Raw genomic sequence first — 20072 nt, 5'->3', positions numbered from 1 at the left:
GACGAGGGCCGCGCGCCGTCAGGCGTGCGGCACCGTCACCGCGGTGGCCGCGAGCCCCCTCTGGACCGTCCACCGGCCGTCGAAGGCACCGAGCCGGCGACCCCCGACGACGGGGCCGGGCACGAGGAGCTTCGCCTGGAAGCGCCCGTGCCCCGTGCCCTCGGAACCGACGGTGATCTCGATGTCGGCCTCCGAGAAGTCCAGCCACTTCCCGGTGAGCGGGAACCACGCCTTGTACACGGACTCCTTGGCGCTGAAGAGCAGACGTTCCCAGTGGACGCCCGGGTGGCCCGCGGCCAGCTGCCTGAGCCGGGCCTGCTCGTCCGGCAGCGCCACGGCCTCCAGCACCCCGGGCGGGAGGGGCTCGTGCGGCTCGGCGTCTATGCCGAGCGAGACCAGGTCGGCCTCACGCACCAGCGCCGCGGCGCCGTAGCCCTCGCAGTGGGTCATGCTGCCCACCAGTCCGGCGGGCCAGCCGGGGGCGCCGCGCTCGCCGGGCAGCACGGCCTGCGCCGGCACGCCGAGCTTCTCCATGGCACGGCGGGCGCAGGCACGTACGAGGGCGAACTCGCGCCGCCGCTTGTCGACGGCGCGCGCGACGACGGCCGCCTCCTGCGGGTACAGCGGCGCGGGCTCGCTCCCGTCGTCGCCGTGCACCTCCACGGCCACGACCGAGGCGGGCAGCAGTTCCTCGATCACGGCGTCGTGTCCTCCTTCGGCAGGATGCGGCGCAGCCGGCCCGGCGGCTGCTCGCGTCCGCGCCACTCGCGCGGATAGCCCACCGACACCTCCTCGAAGCGGACGCCCTCGTGCCAGGTGGTCCGCGGGATGTGGAGGTGTCCGTAGACCATCGTCTCCACCCGGAAGCGGCGGTGCCAGTCGGCCGTCAGCCGGGTGCCGCACCACATGGCGAACTCGGGGTACCACAGGACCTCGGTCGGGTGGCGGTCCAGCGGGTAGTGGTTGACCAGCACGGTCGGCAGCTCTTCGGGGATCTCGGCGAGCCGCCGCTCGGTCTGCTCGACCCGCGCCCGGCACCAGGCCTCGCGCGTGGGGTAGGGGTCGGGGTGCAGCAGATGCTCGTCGCTGCACACGATCCCGGTCGAGTGCGCGTAGGCCAGTCCCTCGTCCTTGGTCGTGCAGCCGGCGGGCAGGAAGGAGTAGTCGTACAGCAGGAACAGCGGCGCCACGGCGATCGGGCCGCCGGGGCCGTCCCAGACCGGGTACGGGTCCTCCGGGGTCGTCACGCCGAGCTCGCGGCACATCGCCACCAGGTGCTCGTAGCGTTCGACGCCCCGCAGGGTGACAGTGTCGGAGGGGTGCGTCCACAGCTCGTGGTTGCCGGGGGCCCAGATCACCTTGCGGAAGCGTCCGGCGAGCAGTTCCAGGGCCCAGCGGATGCGGGACACGCTCTCCGCGACGTCCCCGGCCACCAGCAGCCAGTCGTCGTCGGTGTCGGGGCGCATCTTCTCCACCAGCTCGCGGTTCTCCGCGTACCCGATGTGCAGGTCGCTGATGGCCAGCAGCTGTCCGGCACCGCCGGCCGTCGATGTCACCTGTCTGCCCCCTCACGATCACACGGAGGCACCACGACAACACATGCGCGGCTCGGTCGGCAAGGGCCACCGGAGTGTATTAGGGGTTATCAGGGACCCCCAGGACGAGAGGGCGGGATCGGCAATTCCGTAACCCGCACGTTGCACGCGGCGGGCTCGCGAAGCCGTATGATCGCCCCAACATCGGCGCCCACGAACCCCCTTCACGCAAGGGCGCTTCGGTGTCCCTCCCCAACCCCCCTGGCCGGGCCGGCCCCGCTCCGCCGTGCCCGCGAACCGTGGAAGGCGGCCTGCATGGTCTCTCGCGTACGCGTCTGGCTCAACCGCACGTACGCGGAGAACGTGTTCTTCATGGATCAGCTGCGGAGAAATCCCGGCGACCGGGCCGTCGAGATCCATGCCACCCATGGCGACCCCGACTCCCCCGTCCTCGCCGCCGCCGACACCGCGGAGCTGGAGCCGGAGGGGCTGTCCCCGGCCGCGTACGTCGAATTCGCCCTGGACGTGTGCGCCCGGCGCGCGATCGACGTGTTCGTGCCGCGTCTGCACCAGGCGGCGATCGTGGCGCACCGCGCCGAGTTCGAGGCGGTCGGAACGGCGTTGCTGGCGCCGCCGCCGGAGGCCGTGGCCGTCTTCCACGACAAGGTGATCGCCTACGAGGCCGTCCAGGCGATCGGGGTGCCGGTGCCGCCGTGGTGGCGGGTACGTGGTGCGGAGGAACTCGTGGCGGCCGTCGAGGAGTTGGAGGCGGGCGGGCACAAGGCGTGCTTCAAGCCGGCGTCCGGTGCGGGTGGGGTGGGTTTCCGGGTGATCACGCGGGCCCCGTTCTCGCTGCTGCACCTCGGTGGGTTCCCCACCCCCTACGTCCAGCTCGATCTGGTGCTGGAGGCGCTGCGGCAGGCCGATGAGCCGGTGGACTGGCTGGTGATGCCCCGGCTGGAGCAGCCGGAGGTGTCCGTCGACTGCCTCACCGGGCGCGACAACGTGGTCCGGATGGCGATCGGGCGGACGAAGAACGGGCGTCGGCGCGGGTTCACGCTGCACGAGCAGTTCGTGGAGCCGGCGCGGCGGATCGCCGAGGGGTTCGGGCTGCATCATCTCTCCAACATCCAGTTCCGGATGTTCGGCGAGCAGCCTGTGCTGATGGATGTCAACACCCGTCCGGCAGGGGGGTTGCACCAGCTGTCGCTGTGCGGGGTCAACGCCCCCTGGGCCGCCGTGCGGCTGGCGCTGGGCGACGACCCCGGGGAGATCGTGCCGCCGTTCCTCGGCCAGGACTACACGGTCGTGTCCGCTCCTCGGCAGCTGCGGCCGGTCGCCGTGCCGGCGCAGCGGCGGGCGGAGGAGGATGCGGCTCCGGTGCTGCCGGCGGTTCCGGCGCCGGCGCCGGTCGGGTCCGGGTCCGCGGCGCAGGCGCTGCCGCTCTAGGTTCGGTGCCGGGTGCGGGTCGTGGGAGCTGGTCGCGCAGTTCCCCGCGCCCCTGAGCGGCGCCGGCGCGGGCGCGGGTAGTCGCTCGCCTCCTCCGCGCGGGGCGTGCTGCCGCTGCCGCTGCGGGTGCGGGTGGTGGGGGCTGGTCGCGCAGTTCCCCGCGCCCCTTAGCGGCGCCTACGCGGGGGCGGGACAGGCGCTCGGCTCATCCGCGCGGTGCGTGCTGCCGCGCCAGGTGCGGGTCGTGGGGGCTGGTCGCGCAGTTCCCCGCGCCCCTTAGCGGCGCCTCCGCGGGGGCGGGACAGGCGCTCGGCTCCTCCGCGCGATGCGTGCTGCCGCTGCGGGTGCGGGTCGTGGGGGGCGGTCAGGGGTGGTAGCCCCATTGGTGGGACAGGGCTTTCAGGCGGGGTGGGAGTTCTGTGGTGGTGTCGGCTGTGCGGGCGGGCTGGATGCGGCCCGACTTGATGGTGCTGCTCCAGTCGCCGAGCTGGGGGCGGAACCTGCCGTGGTCGCGGCTGCCGTAGTCGAGCATGCCGCTCTCCCACTCGACGCCGAGGTACTCGCACACGCCACGCGTCGCCCGCTCCGGCTCCGCGGTGAGGTCCTCGTACGTCATCACATGGGCGTCGAGGTGCCGCCGCGCCTCCTCCAGCTTCTCGGCGTAGTCCAGGACCTCGGCGTGGATGGCCGTCAGGTCGGGCTCCTCGCGGCGGTCGATCAGCGAGGCGACGATCGCGCCCGGGTGGCGGAGCAGCAGGATGTAGCGGGCGTTCGGCCAACATCGGTGCAGCCGGGGCCAGATGAGGGTGTTGGGCGGCGTCTTGTCCACGATGACGTCCTTGCCGCTGCGGGTCAGTTCCAGGTGCAGGACGCGGTCCCACAGGACGTGCTCCAGCTCCTCCTTGTCGAGCTGGAGCTCCTGCATGGCCGCCGCGGTGAAACTGCGGGTCAGCTGGACGTGGACGGTGCGCAGGTGCATCTCGTGCGGGGCGCGCACGCGGCTGTGGCTGTTGAGCAGGACCCGCAGCAGGGTCGAGCCGGAGCGCACCGAGGACAGCACGAAGACCGGCGAGTCCACCAGCCGGGGCGCGGGCGGCGCGGTGAACGCGGGCTTCGCCGTGCCCGCCCGGGGCGCCGGGATCGCGTTCAGGGCGCGGCGCGGTGGGCTCACGGCCTGGATCATCAGCCTCCCTCGACGCCTGAGTCCCTTGCCGATCGAAGGCATACGCGGGTCTCGCACCGTGCCACCCCTCTGTGTCGCCGTGCCTCCGAATGTCACGGGTCGCAGGCGAACTCCAGGTGTCCGAGGGGAGAAGCGCCGGGGTCGCGGGCGGCGTCGTCCCCCCGGTGACCTGGCGCGTCGCCGCTTCCTTAAAACTTCCTGGAAAGTGCCCCCCGCCTGCCCCGCGCACGGCGGTGCGTCAGAACCGGCCCGCCCCGCGGTACAGCCGCAGTTCTCCCTCCAGTTCGACGGCGAGGACCGTGGCGTGCGGGTCGAGGTCGGCGGCGGCGGGCGGCTCGATCCAGAGCACGCCGGGCGTCTCGTGCAGACCGCCGGTGACGTGGTGGGACAGCTCGGTCCCGGTGCCCAGCACCGTGATCCGGCGCACCCCGCCGAGCAGCCCGCGTACGTTGATCTCGGCGCGCGGGGCGTCGAAGAGGACGAGGTAGAGGGTGCGGCGGTCCGGGGCGAGGGTGCTCGGGCCGTAGTGGTGCCCGGCGGGCAGTCCGCGCACGGTCCCGTACACGGCCTCGGCATGCCGGTGGATCCAGGCGCCGAGCCCTTCCAGCCGCTCGGCCTGCTCCCGGGGGATGGTGCCGTCCTCGCGGGGTCCCACGCTCAGCAGCAGGTTCCCACCGCCGCCGATCGTCTCGGTGAAGTAGCGGACCAGCTGGCCGACCGACTTGTGGTGGTGGTCGTGGTGCTGGTGCCCCCAGGAGTCGTTGATCGTCAGGCACAGCTCCCAGGGACCCTCGGGCGGGACCACCGGGGCGCCCTGCTCGGGCGTGGCGTAGTCGCCCTCGCCGAGCATGCGGGCGTTGAAGACGACGTCGGGCACCTCGGAGCGGATCAGGGCGGCCAGTTCGGGGATCCGCCACTGCTCCTCGCTGCGGTCCCACTCGCCGTCGAACCACATCAGGTCGGGCCGGTAGCGGGTGGTGAGTTCGCGGATCTGGCCGTCGCGGTAGGCGAGGAAGCGCTCCCAGGCGGCCAGGTCCTCGCACTCGGCGGCCACCTCGGAGTAGCGGTTGTCCTCCAGCTCCGGCGGTCGGCCCGGTTTGCGCGTCGAGGCGTAGTCGGGGTGGCTCCAGTCCGAGTGCGAGTAGTACAGGCCGACCTTGAGGCCGCGCTCGCGCAGGGCGTCCGCGTACCCGGCCACCAGGTCGCGGCCCATGTTCAGCTCGCCGTGGGCGCTGTCCCACAGGGCGACGCCGTCGTGGTGACGGCTGGTCAGCACGGCGTACTTCGCGCCGGCTCGCGCGAAGAGCTCCGCCCATTCGCGCGGCTCGTAGCGGGCGGCCGTGAAGCGGTCCAGCTGGGACATGTACCGGTCGTAGGGCACGATGTCGTCGTAGAACGACCAGGACTCCTGGACACCGTCCACGGCGTAGATCCCCCAGTGGACGAAGATCCCGAGCTTGGCGTCGGTGAACCACTGCTGCATGGGCACGGGTCAGCCCCTCCGCAGGCGCAGCGTGAGGATCTGGAACGGCCGCAGCGTGACGGGGACGCCGCCGTCGCCGTCGAGGTCGGCGTCGTGGAGCGGCCGCTCCAGCAGGTCGGTCACCTGGGCGCCGGCGAGCGGGAAGCCGGTGCGCAGGACGCCGTGGGCCCGGCCGCCGCGGCACTCGTAGAGCCGTACGACGACGTCGCCGGAGCGGTCGTCGGCGAGTTTCACGGCCTCGACGGTCACGCCTTCGCCGGTCACCGAGACGACGGGCGCGGGGGTGCCCGCCGAGTCCGCCACGCGCAGGGGGAGGTTGAGGGCGTAGCCCTCGGCGACCGCGTCCTCGATGCTCGCTCCGGGCAGCAGCGCGTAGGTGAAGCGGTGGCGGCCCTGGTCGGCCTGCGGGTCGGGCACGCGCGGGGCGCGGACCAGGCTGAGGGCGACGGTGGTGGTCGTGCCGCCGTCCTCGCGGACCGTGCGGGTGACGTCGTGGCCGTAGGTGGAGTCGTTCAGGACCGCGACGCCGTAGCCGGGTTCGGCGATGTGCACCCAGCGGTGGCCGGAGACCTCGAAGCGGGCCGACTCCCAGCTGGTGTTGGTGTGGGTGGGGCGCTGGACGTGGCCGAACTGGATCTCGGCGGACGAGTGGGCGGCGCGGACGTCCACCGGGAAGGCGGCCTTGAGGATCTTCTCGGCCTCGTGCCAGTCGATCTCGGTCTCGATGTCGACGCGCGGGCTGCCGGAGCGCAGCGTGATCGTCTGGGTGATCCGCGAGCCCCGGCCGAAGGCGCGCTCGACCCTCAGGGCGCCGAGCAGGGGGTCCCGCTCCACGACGGTGATCGACTCGGCGTCCAGCAGGTCGGTGTAGCGGTTCCTGTAGTGCTTGTCGATGTCCCAGGCGTCCCAGTAGTTGGGCAGATCGGTGTGCAGGCGCAGCAGGTTGCCCGGCCCGGCGAGGACCTCGCGGCCGGCGCGGAGGTCGCGGACGGAGGCGAGCGTGCCGTCGTCGGCGAGCTCGACCCGGACGAGGCCGTTGTCGAGGGTGCGGTCGGTGACGGTGACCGGGTCGTGGGCCGGGGTGTCGCCGAGCGGCGCGCTGCCGCCGGCCGGCACCCGCACGGTACGCGGTCGGCCGTCGGCGCCGCGGACCACCTCGTCCCGGCCGAACGGGCTGGTGTTGAACGCCCGTTCCTCGCCGCTGCCCAGGGCCGCGAGCGACTCCCGGGTGAGCGTCCGGAGTTCCTCGGCGACGCGCCCGTACTCCGCCTCCGCCTCCCGGTGCACCCACGCGATCGACGAGCCGGGCAGGATGTCGTGGAACTGGTGGAGCAGGACCGTCTTCCAGAGCCGGTCGAGGCGCTCGTACGGGTAGGCGTGGCCCGGCACGTGCAGGGCCGCCGTCGTCGCCCACAACTCCGCCTCGCGCAGCAGGTGTTCGCTGCGGCGGTTGCCCTGCTTGGTGCGGGCCTGGGTGGTGTAGGTGGCGCGGTGCAGCTCCAGGTACAGCTCGCCGGCCCACACCGGGGCGTCCGGGTACTCCGCGCGGGCGGCGGCGAAGAAGGCGTCCGGATGCTCGACGCGGACCTTCGCGGAGCCCTCCAGGTCGGCCAGGCGCCGGGCCCGCTCCAGCATCTCCCGGGTGGGTCCGCCGCCGCCGTCGCCGTGCCCGAAGGGCGCGAGTGACGTCGTACCGCGGCCCTTGTCCTGGTAGTTGCGGACCGCGTGGGCCATCTCCTTGCCGGAGAACTCGACGTTGTAGGTGTCGACGGGCGGGAAGTGCGTGAAGACGCGGGTGCCGTCGATGCCCTCCCACCAGAAGGTGTGGTGCGGGAACTTGTTGGTCTGGTTCCAGGAGATCTTCTGGGTGAGGAACCAGTCGTTCCCGGCCAGCCGGGCGAGCTGCGGGTAGGCGGCGGTGTAGCCGAAGGAGTCCGGCAGCCACACGCCCTTGGTCTCGATGCCGAACTGCTCCATGAAGAAGCGCTTGCCGTGGATCAGCTGGCGTGCCATGGCCTCGCCGCCGGGCAGATTGCCGTCGGCCTCCACCCACATGCCGCCGACCGGCGCCCAACTGCCGTCGGCGACGGCCTTCTTGATCCGCTCCCAGACCTGCGGGTAGTGGTCGCGCACCCACTCGTACTGCTGGGCCTGCGAGCAGGCGAAGACGAACTCCTCGTACTCCTCGGCCAGCGCCGTGACGTTGGAGAAGGTGCGGGAGGTCTTCCGCTTGGTCTCACGGATCGGCCACAGCCACGCCGAGTCGATGTGCGCGTGGCCCACGGCGGAGAGGGTGTGCGCGCTGGCGTGCGCGGGCTTGGCCAGGACGGGGCGCAGCACGGCGCGGGCGTCGGCCGCCGTGCCCGCGACGTCGTCCAGGTCGAGGGCGTCCATCGCACGGTCCAGCGCGTGCGCGATCTCGTGCCGGCGGGGGTCGTGCTCGCCCAGCTCCAGCATCAGTTCGCGCAGTACCTGGACGTCGAGATGGAGGTGCCAGACCTCCTCGTCGAGGATCGCGAGGTCGGCACGGCGGAAGGTGTAGAGGGGCTCGTCCCCGGCGGTGAGGACGTCGCCGAGGGGGGTGGGGGCCGCGAAGTCGTTCGCGAGGATGTCGGGGTTGGAGGCCGCCTCGACGAGGTAGTCGATCTCCTCCCCGCCCACCGCCGGGTGCGCGATCGGCACGTACTGGTTCTGCGGGTTGACCGCCTTCAGCGGGGTGCCGTCCACACGGTGGACCAGGGCCTCGGCCTGGTTGCCCGGCCAGTCGCCGACGAAGCCGAGGTCGATGACGGCCTCGACGCGCCGGCCCGCCCACTCGGCCGGCACCCGCCCGCGCATCCGGAACCAGGTGGTGCCCCACGGCGGGCCCCAGGGGGTGCCCATGGCGAAGGGCGCGTAGGGGGCCGCGGCGGCCTCCGTGAACGGCACCGGCTCGCCCGGCGCCTGCCAGGACTCGACCGTGAGCGGGACGGTGGCCGCGTAGATCGCGGGCCTGATGCGCTGGTTCAGGACGCGCTCGACGCGCTCCTCGATCCGGCGGCGTTCGTCGTGCATGGGACAACCCCTCCTGAGGGCTCGGGCTGAGGAGCTGAGGCTCTACTTGAGGTACGACAGGCCGGGGTGGACGGCCCTGTAGCCGTCGACGAGCCGGCGGGCCACGCCCACCGAGTCGACCAGCGGATGCAGCGCGAAGGCCTTCACGGCCGTCGAGCGGGAGCCGGAGCCGGCGGCCGACAGCACCTCGCGCTCGACCGCCTTGACCGCGCAGACCAGGCCGGTGGCGTGGTCCGGCAGCGGGTCCACCGCCACCGGGTGCGCGCCGTTGGCGTCGACCAGGCACGGCACCTCGATCACGGCCTCGGTGTCGAGCACCGGGAGCGTGCCACGGTTGCGGACGTTGAGGATCAGTGTCGTGCGCTCGTCCCGGGCGATGGCCCGCATCAGCGCGAGGGCCACCTTCTCGTAGCCGCCGGAGAGGTCGTCGGCGTCCCGCTCGCCCGCGCCCGCCGTCTCGCGGTTCTCCGCCATGTACGTGGCCTCGCGCTCGGCCCGGGTCGCGTCCCAGGCACGCAGCGCCGAGGTGTCGGGGTCGCGCGTGCGCTCGTAGAAGCGGGCCTGCTGGTCGCGCAGGAAGGCGCCGCGGGTGCGTTCGGCCTGCTGGTAGGCGTGGACGGCTTCCCGGTTGAAGTAGTAGTAGTGCAGGTACTCGTTGGGGATCGCGCCCAGCGAGCGCAGCCAGTCGGCGCCGAAGAGCTTGCCCTCCTCGAAGGAGCCGAGCAGGCCGGGGTCGGCGAGCAGGCGCGGCAGTTCGTCGCGGCCGGCGACGCGCAGGCCGCGCACCCAGCCGAGGTGGTTGAGGCCGACGTAGTCGATCCACGCCTCGGCCGGGTTCGTCACGCCGAGCACGCGGGCGATGCGGCGGCCGAGGCCGACCGGCGAGTCGCAGATGCCGATGACGCGGTCGCCGAGGTGGCGGGACATGGCCTCGGTGACCAGTCCGGCCGGATTGGTGAAGTTGATGACCCAGGCGTCGGGGGCGAGGCGGGCGACCCGGCGGGCGATGTCGACCGCCACCGGGACGGTGCGCAGGCCGTAGGCGATGCCGCCGGCGCCGACCGTCTCCTGGCCGAGGACGCCCTCGGCGAGCGCCACGCGCTCGTCGTGGGCGCGGCCCTCCAGACCGCCGACGCGGATCGCGGAGAACACGAAGTCGGCGCCGCGCAGGGCCTCGTCGAGATCGGTGGTCGCGGTGACCTCGGGCGCGTCGGGCACCGAGGCGGCCTGTTCGGCCAGGACGCGGGTGACCGCGCGCAGCCGGTCCGCGTCGAGGTCGTGCAGCACGACGTGCGTGACCCGGCCCTCGGCGTGGTCGCCGAGGAGCGCCCCGTACACGAGGGGCACCCGGAATCCGCCGCCGCCCAGAATCGTCAGCCTCACGTCTGCACCTCTCCTGCCACGAGCACGTCGACTCCGGCCTCCTCCAGGGAGGCCCCGGTCGGCGCGTTCACCGGCGCGTTCGTCACCACTACGTCCAGGTCCTCGGGACCGCACACCTTCGCCATGCCCGTGCCCGGGAACTTCGCCGCGTCGGCGAGCAGGACGACCCGGTCACCGGCCTTGATCATGGCGCGTTTGACCGGCACCTCGACGACGGTCGTGTCCATCACCTGCCCGCCGGGCCGCACCCCGCTGGTGCCGAGGAAGAGCCAGTCGGCGTGCAGCTGGCGGAGGTTGTCCTCGGTCAGGAAGCCGACCAGGGAGCGGTACTCGCGGCGGAGCATGCCGCCGAGCAGCACCAGTTCGATCCCCTCGTCGTCGGCGAGCTCCTCGTAGACCACCAGATTGCTGGTGATCACCGTGAGCCGGCGGCCGTGCAGCTGCCGGGCCAGCCGGTAGGCGGTGGTGCCGATGTCGAGCAGCACCGACTGACCGTCCTCGACCATGGCGGCCGCGCGTGCGGCTATGGCGTCCTTCGCCGGCACCCGCACCTCGGCGACCTCGGCGAAGGGCTGGTCGCCCTCCTCGGCCACGGCGCCGCCGTGCACCCGCGTGAGCAGGCCGTCCTCCTCCAGCTTCACGAGGTCACGGCGGACGGTGGCGGGGCTCACCCCCAGTTGCTCGGAGAGATCGGTCACGGCCGCGGGCCCGCCGGACCGCAGGGCCCGCAGGATGAGTTGGTGTCGTCGTTCTGCCAGCACGCGATGCACAGTACTCGTCATCTTCAATCATCGCCATGCTCATTTCTGCTCGGGTATTGACCAATCTCGTCGAGGGGCGCACGATTCCGGTCACCGAATTGAAGAGTTTTGACGAGAGGACGTTTCCGTGGACGACGATCGGCCCGATGTGCTGCTGACCGGGCTGCTCTTCTACGACCTCGTCCTCACGGGTCTGGGCAGGCCCCCCACGCCGGGCGAGGAGATCTGGACGGCCGGCATGGGCTGCGGCCCGGGCGGGATCGCCAACCTGGCGGTGGCCGCCGCCCGGTTCGGCCTGCGCACCTCGCTGGCCACGGTGTTCGGCGACGACTTCTACGGCGCCTACTGCCGCGAGGTCCTCGCCGGCCAGGAGGGCGTCGACCTGTCCCCCTCCCGCACCGCCGAGGGCTGGCACACCCCGGTCACCGTCTCCCTGGCCACCGGTCACGACCGGGCCCTGGTCACCCACGGCCAGGCGCCCCCGTACTCGCAGGACGCGTTGATGGGCGACCCGCCCGCGGCGCGCACCGCGCTCGTCCATCTGGAGGCGGAGCCGCGCGCCTGGCTCGCGAAGGCGGCCGCGAACGGCACCCGGATCTACGCCGACGTCGGCTGGGACCCCACCCGCCAGTGGTCGCGCGACCTGCTCGGCCAGCTCGCCCTGTGCCACGCCTTCCTGCCCAACGAGGCCGAGGCGATGGCCTACACCCGCACCGGCACCGCCACGGCCGCCCTCGCGCGGCTCGGCGAACTGGTGCCGGTCGCGGTCGTCACGCGCGGCGGCGACGGCGCGCTGGCCGTGGACCAGACGACCGGCGAGTACGCGGACGTGCCCGCCCTCGACCTCGACGTCCTGGACGCCACGGGCGCCGGGGACGTCTTCGGCGCGAGCTTCGTGGCGGCCTCCCTCGGCGGCTGGCCACTGGAGGAGCGGCTCCGGTTCGCGGTCCTGGCCGCCGGTCTGTCCGTGCGCCACCACGGGGGTGCCCTGGCCGCGCCCGGCTGGTACGGCGTCGACCGGTGGTGGCGCTCGCTGACCGATCCCGCGCTGCGGCGGGCGTACGGGTTCCTGGCGGACCGGCTGCCGGCGGATCCCGGGCCACCGGTCGCGTACGCCCCCGTCACCCCGCCCGCACCACAGCACTGAACCCCCCTCCCCCACCCCCCACATGCCCGTCCCATGCGAAGTTCAGAACAGATCCGAAAGGCGGTGGGAGCAGTGCGGCTCTCACGAAGAGGCCTGCTCCGCGCGGGGCTGGCCGGTACGGCCGCCACGGCGCTCGGCGGCCTGGCGTCCGGCTGCGCCGTCCCGGCCGGCTCGACCGGCCGGAACATGGTCATGTGGTACTGGAGCGGCGGTCTGAGCGACACCGTCGTCAAGGAGGCCAAGGCCCGTTACGACGACGTCGTCAGCCTCAAGGCCCAGCAGATCGGCGGCTACTACCGGTCCAAGCTGATCACCACCATGGCCGGCCGCGCCCACGTGCCCGACATCGCGGGGCTCAAGGGCGAGGACATGGCATCGTACCTACCGAACGCCGACCAGTTCGTGGACCTGCGCACGCTCGGCGCGGAGCGGCTCAAGAGCCGCTACCTGGACTGGAAGTGGCAGCAGGGGGTCGCTCCGGACGGCAGCCTGATCGGGTTCCCGATCGACGTGGGCCCGGTGGTGCAGTACTACCAGCCCGCCGTCTACGACAAGGCGGGACTGCCGTCCGAGCCCGCGGACGTCTCACGGGAGATGGACACCTGGGAGAAGTTCTTCGCGGCCGGCGAGCGGCTGAAGAAGCGGATCCCGGGGACGTACATCCTGACCGACGTCGGCAGCGTCTTCGAGATGTCCATCGGCCAGGGGACCACGCGGTTCGTCGACCGCGACCGTGTCTTCATCGGCGACGGCGAGCACGTCCGCACCTGCTGGGACCGGGCCGTGGAGGCCAAGCGGCGCGGGATCGTCTCCGACATCGTCACGGGCACGCCGGACTCGATCTCGGCGACCGAGAAGGGGCAGCTGCCCAGCCAGCTCAACGCCTCCTGGGCGGCCGGCGACCTCAAGCTGCAGTACCCGAAGACCGAGGGCCGATGGCGGGTGGCCGACTGCCCGGGCGGCCCCTCGAACGTCGGCGGCTCGTTCCTCGCGATCACCAAGGCGTGCCGGGAACCCGAGCGGGCCTTCGAGATCATCACCTGGATGCTCGGCGCGCAGAACCAGGCCCAGGGCTTCGTCGAGGCCGGCCTGTTCCCGTCCACCCCGGCCTCGTACGAGATGGCGAAGCTGCGCGAGCCCGACCCGTTCTTCGGCGACCAGATCACGATGGACGTCTTCGGCCCGGCCGCGGAGAAGATCCCGGTCGCCTTCAACAGCCCCTACGACATCGCGCTCGGACAGCCGATCCGGGACGAGATCAAGAACGTCGGTGTCCTCGGCAAGGACCCCCGCACAGCCTGGAGGGACGCCATGAGCACATGCCGGCGGATCGCGGACCACCTGGGGGTGGACTACTGATGGCGACGCTCCCCGCGATCGACAGGCCCCCGGCCCCCGCGGCTCACCCGCCGGCCACGCGGCCCCGCACCGGTCTGCGCAAGTACTGGCACCTCTACGCCGCGATCTCCCCCTTCTACCTCCTCTTCCTCGCCTTCGGGCTGGTCCCCGTCGGCTTCTCGCTCTTCCTCTCCTTCCACCGCTGGGACGGACTGGGCTCGATGGAGTGGGCGGGCCTGGCGCAGTACCAGTACCTGCTGAGCGACAGCGACTTCTGGCAGTCGATCGGGAACACGCTCGTCATCTGGGCGCTGGCCACCTTCCCCATGCTCCTCCTCGCCATGGTGACGGCCGTGATGCTCAACTCGGCGGTGCGCCTCAAGAACGTCTACCGGTTCGCCTTCTTCCTGCCGAACGTCACGTCGATCGTCGCGGTCGCGATCATCTTCGGGTCCGTCTTCTCCACCAACTTCGGACTGATGAACGCCCTGTTGCAGGCCGTCGGCCTGGACCAGGTGGCATGGCTGAACACGCCGTGGGGGATCAAGGTCGCCATCGCCACGCTGATGACCTGGCAGTGGACCGGCTACAACGCGATCATCTTCCTCGCCGGGCTCCAGACCATCCCGAGCGACCTGTACGAGGCGGCCCGGATCGACGGCGCCGGACCCGTGCAGACCTTCTTCCGGATCACGCTGCCGCTGATGCGGCCGGTGCTGCTGTTCGTCCTGGTCGTCTCGACCGTCACCGGACTCCAGAGCTTCGCCGAACCGCAGGTGCTGCTGCAGACGACGGCGAACGAGTCGACGTTCTCCGGCGGCCCCGACCACGCCGGACGGACCATGGTCCTCTACTTCTTCCAGCAGACCTTCGACAACAACGACTTCGGCTACGGCGCCGCCGTGGCGTGGGGCATCTTCCTCGTCGTCGTGCTCTTCTCGATCATCAACTGGCGGCTGGTGCAGCGCCGGGGCGAAGACTAGGGAGGCCCCCTCACCATGGCATCCACCATCAAGGGCTCCCGGAGCCGGGGCATCGCGCTGCACGCGGTGCTGGTCTGCGGGCTGCTGCTGTCGGCCTTCCCCTTCTACTGGGCCGTGATCATGTCGACCCGCACGTCGACCGAGATCTTCTCCTACCCGCCCAAGCTGCTGCCGGGCTCGCACTTCGGCGAGAACGTCCGCCACCTCTTCGACAACATCGACTTCATCGGCTCGATGCTCAACTCGCTGCTGGTCGCCGTCTCGGTGACCGTGCTGGTGCTGTTCTTCGACTCGCTGGCGGCCTTCGTCTTCGCGAAGTTCCACTTCCCCGGCCGGGGCGTGCTGTTCGGGCTGCTGATGTTCATCTTCATGGTGCCGGCGCAGCTCGCGGCCATCCCGCAGTTCGTGATCATGGCGAAGATCGGCTGGATCGGCTCCATGACCGCGCTGATCGTCCCGGCGGCGGCCAACGCGTTCGGCATCTTCTGGATGCGCCAGTACATGAAGGGCGCGATCCACGACGAACTGCTGGACGCGTCGAGGCTGGACGGCGCCGGGTTCCTGCGCCAGTACTGGCACGTGGCGCTGCCGGTGGTGCGGCCGGGCCTCGCCTTCCTCGGCATCTTCACGTTCATGGCGCAGTGGAACGACTACGCCTGGCCCCTGATCGCCCTGACCAACCCGGACAACGTCACCCTGCAGGTCGCCCTCTCCCAGCTCAACGGCAACCACGGCACCACCGACTACGGCATGGTGATGACCGGCGCCCTGCTCGCCCTGATACCGCTGCTGATCGTCTTCGCCGTGGGCGCCCGGCAGATCATCGGTGACCTCGCCAAGGGGGCCGTCCGCGGATGACCGCGCCGTTCTCCTGGCTCCGCCCCTGGGAGGCACCCGAGGTGACCTCCTGGGGGCGGCTGCCGATGTGTGCCGTCGACCGGCGTCACGGCTCCGTCCCGCTGGACGGCGAGTGGCGCTTCCAGCTGCTGCCGACGCCGGACGCGCCGGTGGGCGACGCGTGGGGCTCGGCGGACGTCCCGGGCGCCTGGACCCTCCAGGGCACGGACGATCTGCCGCGGTACACCAACGTGCGGATGCCGTTCCCGCAGTTCCCGCCGCACGCGCCCGCCGCCAACCCCACCGGGGTGTACGAGCGTGCCGTCGAGGTGCCGGGCGAGTGGGCCGGGCGGCGGATCGTGCTCCAGGTGGGGGCCGCCGAGAGCGTGCTGCTGGTGGAGGTGGACGGGCGGCCGGTGGGGATCTCCAAGGATTCGCACCTGGCCGCGGAGTTCGACCTCACCGACGTCGTGCGCCCCGGCGCGTCCGCCGTGGTCCGGCTGACCGTCGTCAAGTGGTCGGACGCCTCGCACATCGAGGACCAGGACCAGTGGTGGCACGGCGGGATCACCCGGCCGGTGCTGCTGTACGCCACCGACCCGCTGTACCTGGCGGACGTGACGGTGCGGGCGCGGCGCGACGGCGACCTGCGGGTGGACTGCCAGGTGCGGCACGCGGGCGGCGCGCTGCCCGCGGGGTGGTACCTCGGCGGGGAGCTGGACGGCCGGCCCGTGACGCAGGACGCGGAGTTCGACCGGGCCAACGCCGAGGACGAGCGGGTCTCCGACTTCCTCGGCGAGGCGCGCCTGCGGGCCACGGTGCCCGACGTGCGCACCTGGACCGCCGAGACACCCGAGCTGTACGGCCTGACCGTCCGGCTGCACCGCGCCGACGGGACGGTCGCCGACTCCTCGTACCACCGCGTCGGCTTCCGTGACGTCGAGATCGTCGGCCGGGACCTGCTGGTCAACGGGGAGCGGGTGTTCGTCCGGGGCCTGAACCGGCACGACTTCCATCCCCTGACCGGCCGCACGGTGTCCTCCGAGGACATGCGCGCGGACCTCGTGCTGCTGAAGCGCTTCGGCTTCAACGCGATCCGCACCGCCCATTACCCGAACGACCCGGCCCTCTACGACCTGGCCGACGAGCTGGGCTTCTACGTCGTCGACGAGGCCGACGTCGAGTCCCACGACCACGCCCACGAGATCGCCGACGACCCGCGCTACCTGAACGCCTTCGTCGACCGCGTCTCCCGGATGGTGCTGCGCGACAAGAACCACCCGTCGGTCATCATCTGGTCGCTGGGAAACGAGTCCGACTACGGCGCCAACCACGACGCGGCGGCCGGGTGGACGCGGCGGCACGACCCGACGCGGCCGGTGCAGTACGAGGGCGCGGCCAAGCGCGACTGGGCGGATCCCGGCGTGGCCTCCGACATCGCCTGCCCGATGTACGCGCCGATCGAGGAGTGCGTCGCCCACGCGCTGTCCGGGCGGCAGACCAAGCCGCTCATCCAGTGCGAGTACTCGCACGCCATGGGCAACAGCAACGGCACCCTGGCCGACCACTGGGCCGCCATCGAGGCCACCCCGGGTCTTCAGGGCGGCTTCATCTGGGAGTTCTGGGACCACGGCATCCTCCAGAACGTGAGCGACGGAAGACCGGCCGGGCGCGCGGGCGCCGGGCTCTACGAGCGTGGGGTCGCCGCGCCCGGCCACCGCTGGGCGTACGGCGGCGACTTCGGCGAGGTGCCGCACGACGGCGCCTTCATCGCGGACGGCGTGGTCTTTCCCGACCGGACGCCCAAGCCGGTGCTGTACGAGCACCGGGAGATCGCGGCACCGGTGCGGCTGGAGTGCCTCCGGCACGAGGGGCCGGTGATCCGCAACCACCAGCACTTCCGTGGTCTGGACTGGCTGGCCGCCGAATGGCGGATGTCGCTCGCGGACGGCCGGACGCTGAGCGCGCCGGCCGAGCTGCCCGAGCTGCGGCCCGGCGAGACGGCGGCGGTGCCGTTGCCGTTCGAGCTGCCGAAGGACGCGGACGAGGCGTGGCTGACGCTGCGGGTGACGACCGCGCGGGACGAGCCGTGGGCGCCGCGCGGCACCGTCGTGTGCCTGCCCCAGGTACGGCTCCGGGCCGCCGCCGTGCGGCGGAGCCTCCCGGTGGCCGACCGGAGCGTCGAGGTCGACGCGGAGGGCCTGCTGGTCCACCCGTTGCTGATCGCCGCCCCCACGCTGTCGTTGTGGCGGGCGCCCACCGACAACGACGAGCTGGGCGGCATGGCCGACCGCTGGCGGGAGTGGGGGCTGACCTCGCCCGCCCGCAGGCTGGTCGCCGTGCGCCGGGCGGGCGGGAGCGTCGGGGTGCTCGCCGAGTACGTCTGCGAGGGCGGGGTCGTGCGGCACGAGCAGGTGTTCACGGCCGTGGAGGGCGGGATCCGCGTCGAGGAGTCGGCCGAGCTGCCCCCGACACTGGACGACGTGGCCCGGGTCGGGTCGGTGTTCGAGACGGTGGCCGGGCTGAACCTGCTGGAGTGGTTCGGGCAGGGGCCCTGGGAGTCGTACCCGGACCGCAGCGCGGGCGCGCCGGTCGGCCATCACGCACTGCCCGTGGACGAGTTGTTCACCCCCTACCTGCGCCCGCAGGAGAGCGGTGGCCGGCACGGCGTACGGCACTTCAGGCTGTCGGCACCGGACGCCACCGGGCTCGCGGTGGAGCTGGGGCGGCCCAGCCAGATCTCCGTCAACCGGTACCGTGCCGCCGACCTCGCCGCGGCCGCCCACCACGACGAACTCGTCCCGAGGGAGGGCTGTGTCGTGCACATCGACGCCGCCCACCGGGGCCTGGGCACCGCCTCGTGCGGGCCCGACACCTCGCCGGAGTACCTCGTCCCGACAGGCACCCACCGCTGGGGCTGGACGCTGCGCGTGCTCTGAGCCGCGCGCGTCCGGCCCCTCGGGTCGGCAGGGAGGCGGGGTGAGCAGCCCCCTCACCGCCCGCGTCACCGGCCGCACCGCCGTTCACATCTCCGCCCACATCGCCGTTCACCTCGCCGCCCACGGAGCAGACGTGTGTACTTCGCATGACCCGCAGCAGGGGGAATCCCCGCAGGCCGACGCCGGCAGACGCAACTTCCTGCGGGCCACCGCACTGATCGGCGCCGCCGCGACCGCCGGGGTCGCGCTGCCCGCCGGCGCCGCCGAGGCGGCCGGGCAGGCACGGTGGCGGCCGGATCCGCACAGCCGGCGGTTCACCTTCGTCGTGATGCCGGACACGCAGTACCTGTTCGACGGGCCCAGCATCGATCCCGAGCCGATCGAGGCCTCCCTGCGCTTCCTGCTGGAGCAGGGCCGTGAGGAGAACATCGTCTTCCTCTCCCACCTGGGCGACCTCACGGAGAACGGCACCACGGCCGAGGTCGAGGCCGCGAGCCGCGCCTTCGCGCTCCTCGACCGGCACGGCGTCGGCTACAGCGTGCCGGCGGGCAACCACGACGTCCGGTCCTCCACCGACGACCAGCGCGGCCCGACCCCGTTCCTGGACGCCTTCAGGCCGGATCGCCACCAGGGCAAGGACACCTTCGGCGGGGCCTCGCCCGACGGCTACAACACCTTCCACGTCTTCGAGGCGGCCGGGCGGGAGTGGCTCGTGCTCGCCCTGGACTGGCGGCTGTCGGCCAAGGGGTTCGCCTGGGCGAAGGAGGTCATCGCCCGGCACCCGAAGGCACCCGTCATCCTCACCACGCACGAGCTGGTGTCCGGCGACGACACGCTCTCCGCGTACGGGCAGACGCTCTGGGACCAGTTGATCGCGGAACACGACCAGATCTTCCTCACCCTCAACGGCCACTACTGGCCGGCCGCCCGCGCGGTGCGCGAGAACGCCGCCGGTAACGACGTCCACCTGCACCTGACGAACTACCAGAACCGGTACTACGGCGGCGCGGCGATGATCCGCCTCTACCGCTTCGACCTCGACCGGAACACCATCGACGTCGAGACGGTCTCCCCGTGGATCCTGGGCCGGGCCGCAAAGGGGCTCAACGCGCTGGAGCGTCAGGAGAGCGAACTGACCGGACCTGGCGACCGGTTCTCCGTGGAGATCGACTTCGAGCGGCGGTTCGCGGGCTTCGCCCCGGTCCCCGCCCGGCCCGCGCGGCCCGCCGCCGCGATGCTGCTGCGGGGCACGGTCGCGTACTGGCGCTTCGACGGCCACGAGGAGGGCGCCCCGGTCACCGGCACCGTCCGCGACCTGTCCGGGCGGGGCAACGACCTCACCGTCGTCCGGGTGGGCGACGGCGCCCTCACCTGGTCGGCCGGCCACCACCCGGACCAGCCGGGACACGGCAGCGTGCGGTTCCACGGCGACAAGTCGCCGCTGCGCGGCGCGTACCTGCGCACGGTGGACGGCGCGCCGCTCAACGCGGCGACTTTCCCGCGCGGTTACACCGTCGAGGCCTTCTACAAGGTCCCGGACACCTGGAGCGGGTCCCGCAACGCCTGGGGCGGGCTGGTGAGCCGGACCGGCACGGGCGGCGCCGCGGGCAAGACCGAGGGCGACCCCGACGAGCCGCTCGCCACGCTGTCGCTCTCCGACGGGCCCGGCCCGCAGTGGGCGGTGCGGCCGCTCGACCAGCAGGGCATCGTGACCAACTGGGGCCACGAGACGGTCCGGGAGACCTGGTGGCACGTGGCCGTCGTCAACGACGGACGGCACACCACGATGTACGTCGAGAGCTGCCCCGTCGTGCGCAACCCCACCGCCCGCTCCGTCGGGCTGACCTCGCTCGGGCTGCCCTGGCTGCTCGGCGGCTACGAGTACGGGGGCCGCATCGACCAGATCCACCACGGATGGCTCGGCGACGTCCGGATCGTCGACCGCGCCCTGCCCGTCACGCAGTTCATGAACCACTGAGC

General features: G+C 72.3%; 14 protein-coding genes. 7 read left to right on the top strand and 7 right to left on the bottom strand.

Features of this window, described 5'->3' with window-relative positions; all coding sequences use genetic code 11:
* Nucleotides 1-18: 18 nt before the first annotated feature.
* Both ACZ7LV_RS13930 and ACZ7LV_RS13925 read right to left on the bottom strand, forming a co-directional pair.
* Complete coding sequence (locus ACZ7LV_RS13930) at nt 19-699, bottom strand: 4'-phosphopantetheinyl transferase family protein (RefSeq protein WP_471939032.1); 681 nt, start codon at nt 697-699, stop codon at nt 19-21.
* A complete protein-coding gene (locus tag ACZ7LV_RS13925; protein ID WP_471939030.1) occupies nt 696-1556 on the bottom strand; it encodes a metallophosphoesterase family protein in 861 nt (286 codons plus the stop codon). The genes ACZ7LV_RS13930 and ACZ7LV_RS13925 overlap by 4 nt, the downstream gene beginning before the upstream one ends.
* Before the next feature lie 294 nt (nt 1557-1850).
* On the opposite strand from ACZ7LV_RS13925, the gene ACZ7LV_RS13920 reads away from it, so the two are divergent.
* Nucleotides 1851-2984: an ATP-grasp domain-containing protein gene (locus ACZ7LV_RS13920; RefSeq protein WP_471939028.1), complete on the top strand. Its 1134-nt coding sequence runs from the start codon at nt 1851-1853 to the stop codon at nt 2982-2984.
* Nucleotides 2985-3348: 364 nt separating this feature from the next.
* Here the strand turns inward: ACZ7LV_RS13920 and ACZ7LV_RS13915 are convergent, their stop codons facing one another.
* From ACZ7LV_RS13915 to ACZ7LV_RS13895, 5 genes are all read right to left on the bottom strand, one after another.
* Nucleotides 3349-4209 (bottom strand): sulfotransferase family protein, encoded by an 861-nt coding sequence (locus ACZ7LV_RS13915; protein WP_471939026.1) that lies wholly within the window; start codon nt 4207-4209, stop codon nt 3349-3351.
* Between the two features lie 196 nt (nt 4210-4405).
* The gene (locus tag ACZ7LV_RS13910; protein ID WP_471939024.1) at nt 4406-5656 is read right to left on the bottom strand and encodes an alpha-L-fucosidase; all 1251 of its coding nucleotides are present in this window, start codon (nt 5654-5656) and stop codon (nt 4406-4408) included.
* A 3-nt stretch (nt 5657-5659) separates the two neighbouring features.
* Nucleotides 5660-8704, bottom strand: a complete 3045-nt coding sequence (locus ACZ7LV_RS13905; protein WP_471939022.1) for an alpha-mannosidase — start codon at nt 8702-8704, stop codon at nt 5660-5662.
* 42 nt (nt 8705-8746) lie between these two features.
* A complete protein-coding gene (locus tag ACZ7LV_RS13900) occupies nt 8747-10087 on the bottom strand; it encodes a 6-phospho-beta-glucosidase (RefSeq protein ID WP_471939020.1) in 1341 nt (446 codons plus the stop codon).
* The gene (locus tag ACZ7LV_RS13895) at nt 10084-10848 is read right to left on the bottom strand and encodes a DeoR/GlpR family DNA-binding transcription regulator (protein ID WP_471939018.1); all 765 of its coding nucleotides are present in this window, start codon (nt 10846-10848) and stop codon (nt 10084-10086) included. The genes ACZ7LV_RS13900 and ACZ7LV_RS13895 overlap by 4 nt, the downstream gene beginning before the upstream one ends.
* Before the next feature lie 127 nt (nt 10849-10975).
* Here ACZ7LV_RS13895 and ACZ7LV_RS13890 point away from each other — a divergent pair, with 127 nt between their 5' ends.
* The 6 genes from ACZ7LV_RS13890 (at nt 10976) to ACZ7LV_RS13865 (ending at nt 20070) form a co-directional block, all read left to right on the top strand.
* Nucleotides 10976-11995 carry a carbohydrate kinase family protein gene (locus ACZ7LV_RS13890; protein WP_471939016.1) on the top strand — a complete coding sequence of 340 codons (1020 nt, stop codon included), beginning with the start codon at nt 10976-10978 and terminating at the stop codon, nt 11993-11995.
* A gap of 72 nt (nt 11996-12067) precedes the next feature.
* Entirely contained in the window at nt 12068-13354 is a 1287-nt protein-coding gene (locus tag ACZ7LV_RS13885) for an extracellular solute-binding protein (RefSeq protein ID WP_471939015.1), read from the top strand.
* Nucleotides 13354-14316 carry a carbohydrate ABC transporter permease gene (locus ACZ7LV_RS13880; RefSeq protein ID WP_471939013.1) on the top strand — a complete coding sequence of 321 codons (963 nt, stop codon included), beginning with the start codon at nt 13354-13356 and terminating at the stop codon, nt 14314-14316. Before ACZ7LV_RS13885 ends, ACZ7LV_RS13880 begins: the two co-directional genes overlap by 1 nt.
* A 15-nt stretch (nt 14317-14331) precedes the next feature.
* Nucleotides 14332-15174: a carbohydrate ABC transporter permease gene (locus ACZ7LV_RS13875; RefSeq protein ID WP_471939011.1), complete on the top strand. Its 843-nt coding sequence runs from the start codon at nt 14332-14334 to the stop codon at nt 15172-15174.
* Entirely contained in the window at nt 15171-18092 is a 2922-nt protein-coding gene (locus ACZ7LV_RS13870) for a glycoside hydrolase family 2 TIM barrel-domain containing protein (RefSeq protein ID WP_471939009.1), read from the top strand. Before ACZ7LV_RS13875 ends, ACZ7LV_RS13870 begins: the two co-directional genes overlap by 4 nt.
* Nucleotides 18093-18225: 133 nt before the next feature.
* Nucleotides 18226-20070 (top strand): LamG-like jellyroll fold domain-containing protein, encoded by a 1845-nt coding sequence (locus ACZ7LV_RS13865; protein ID WP_471939220.1) that lies wholly within the window; start codon nt 18226-18228, stop codon nt 20068-20070.
* Nucleotides 20071-20072 lie beyond the last annotated feature (2 nt).

Source organism: Streptomyces sp. NPDC107562 (genome assembly GCF_055657325.1).
The sequence above is the reverse complement of the archived record's forward strand: the minus strand, read 5'-3'. Positions and strand labels throughout refer to the sequence as shown.

Coding starts and splice junctions, on each gene's coding strand:
- ACZ7LV_RS13920 (WP_471939028.1), top strand. CDS start 1,851: ATGGTCTCTCGCGTACGCGTCTGGCTCAACCGCACGTACGCGGAGAAC.
- ACZ7LV_RS13870 (WP_471939009.1), top strand. CDS start 15,171: ATGACCGCGCCGTTCTCCTGGCTCCGCCCCTGGGAGGCACCCGAGGTG.
- ACZ7LV_RS13905 (WP_471939022.1), bottom strand. CDS start 8,704: ATGCACGACGAACGCCGCCGGATCGAGGAGCGCGTCGAGCGCGTCCTG.
- ACZ7LV_RS13880 (WP_471939013.1), top strand. CDS start 13,354: ATGGCGACGCTCCCCGCGATCGACAGGCCCCCGGCCCCCGCGGCTCAC.
- ACZ7LV_RS13915 (WP_471939026.1), bottom strand. CDS start 4,209: ATGCCTTCGATCGGCAAGGGACTCAGGCGTCGAGGGAGGCTGATGATC.
- ACZ7LV_RS13875 (WP_471939011.1), top strand. CDS start 14,332: ATGGCATCCACCATCAAGGGCTCCCGGAGCCGGGGCATCGCGCTGCAC.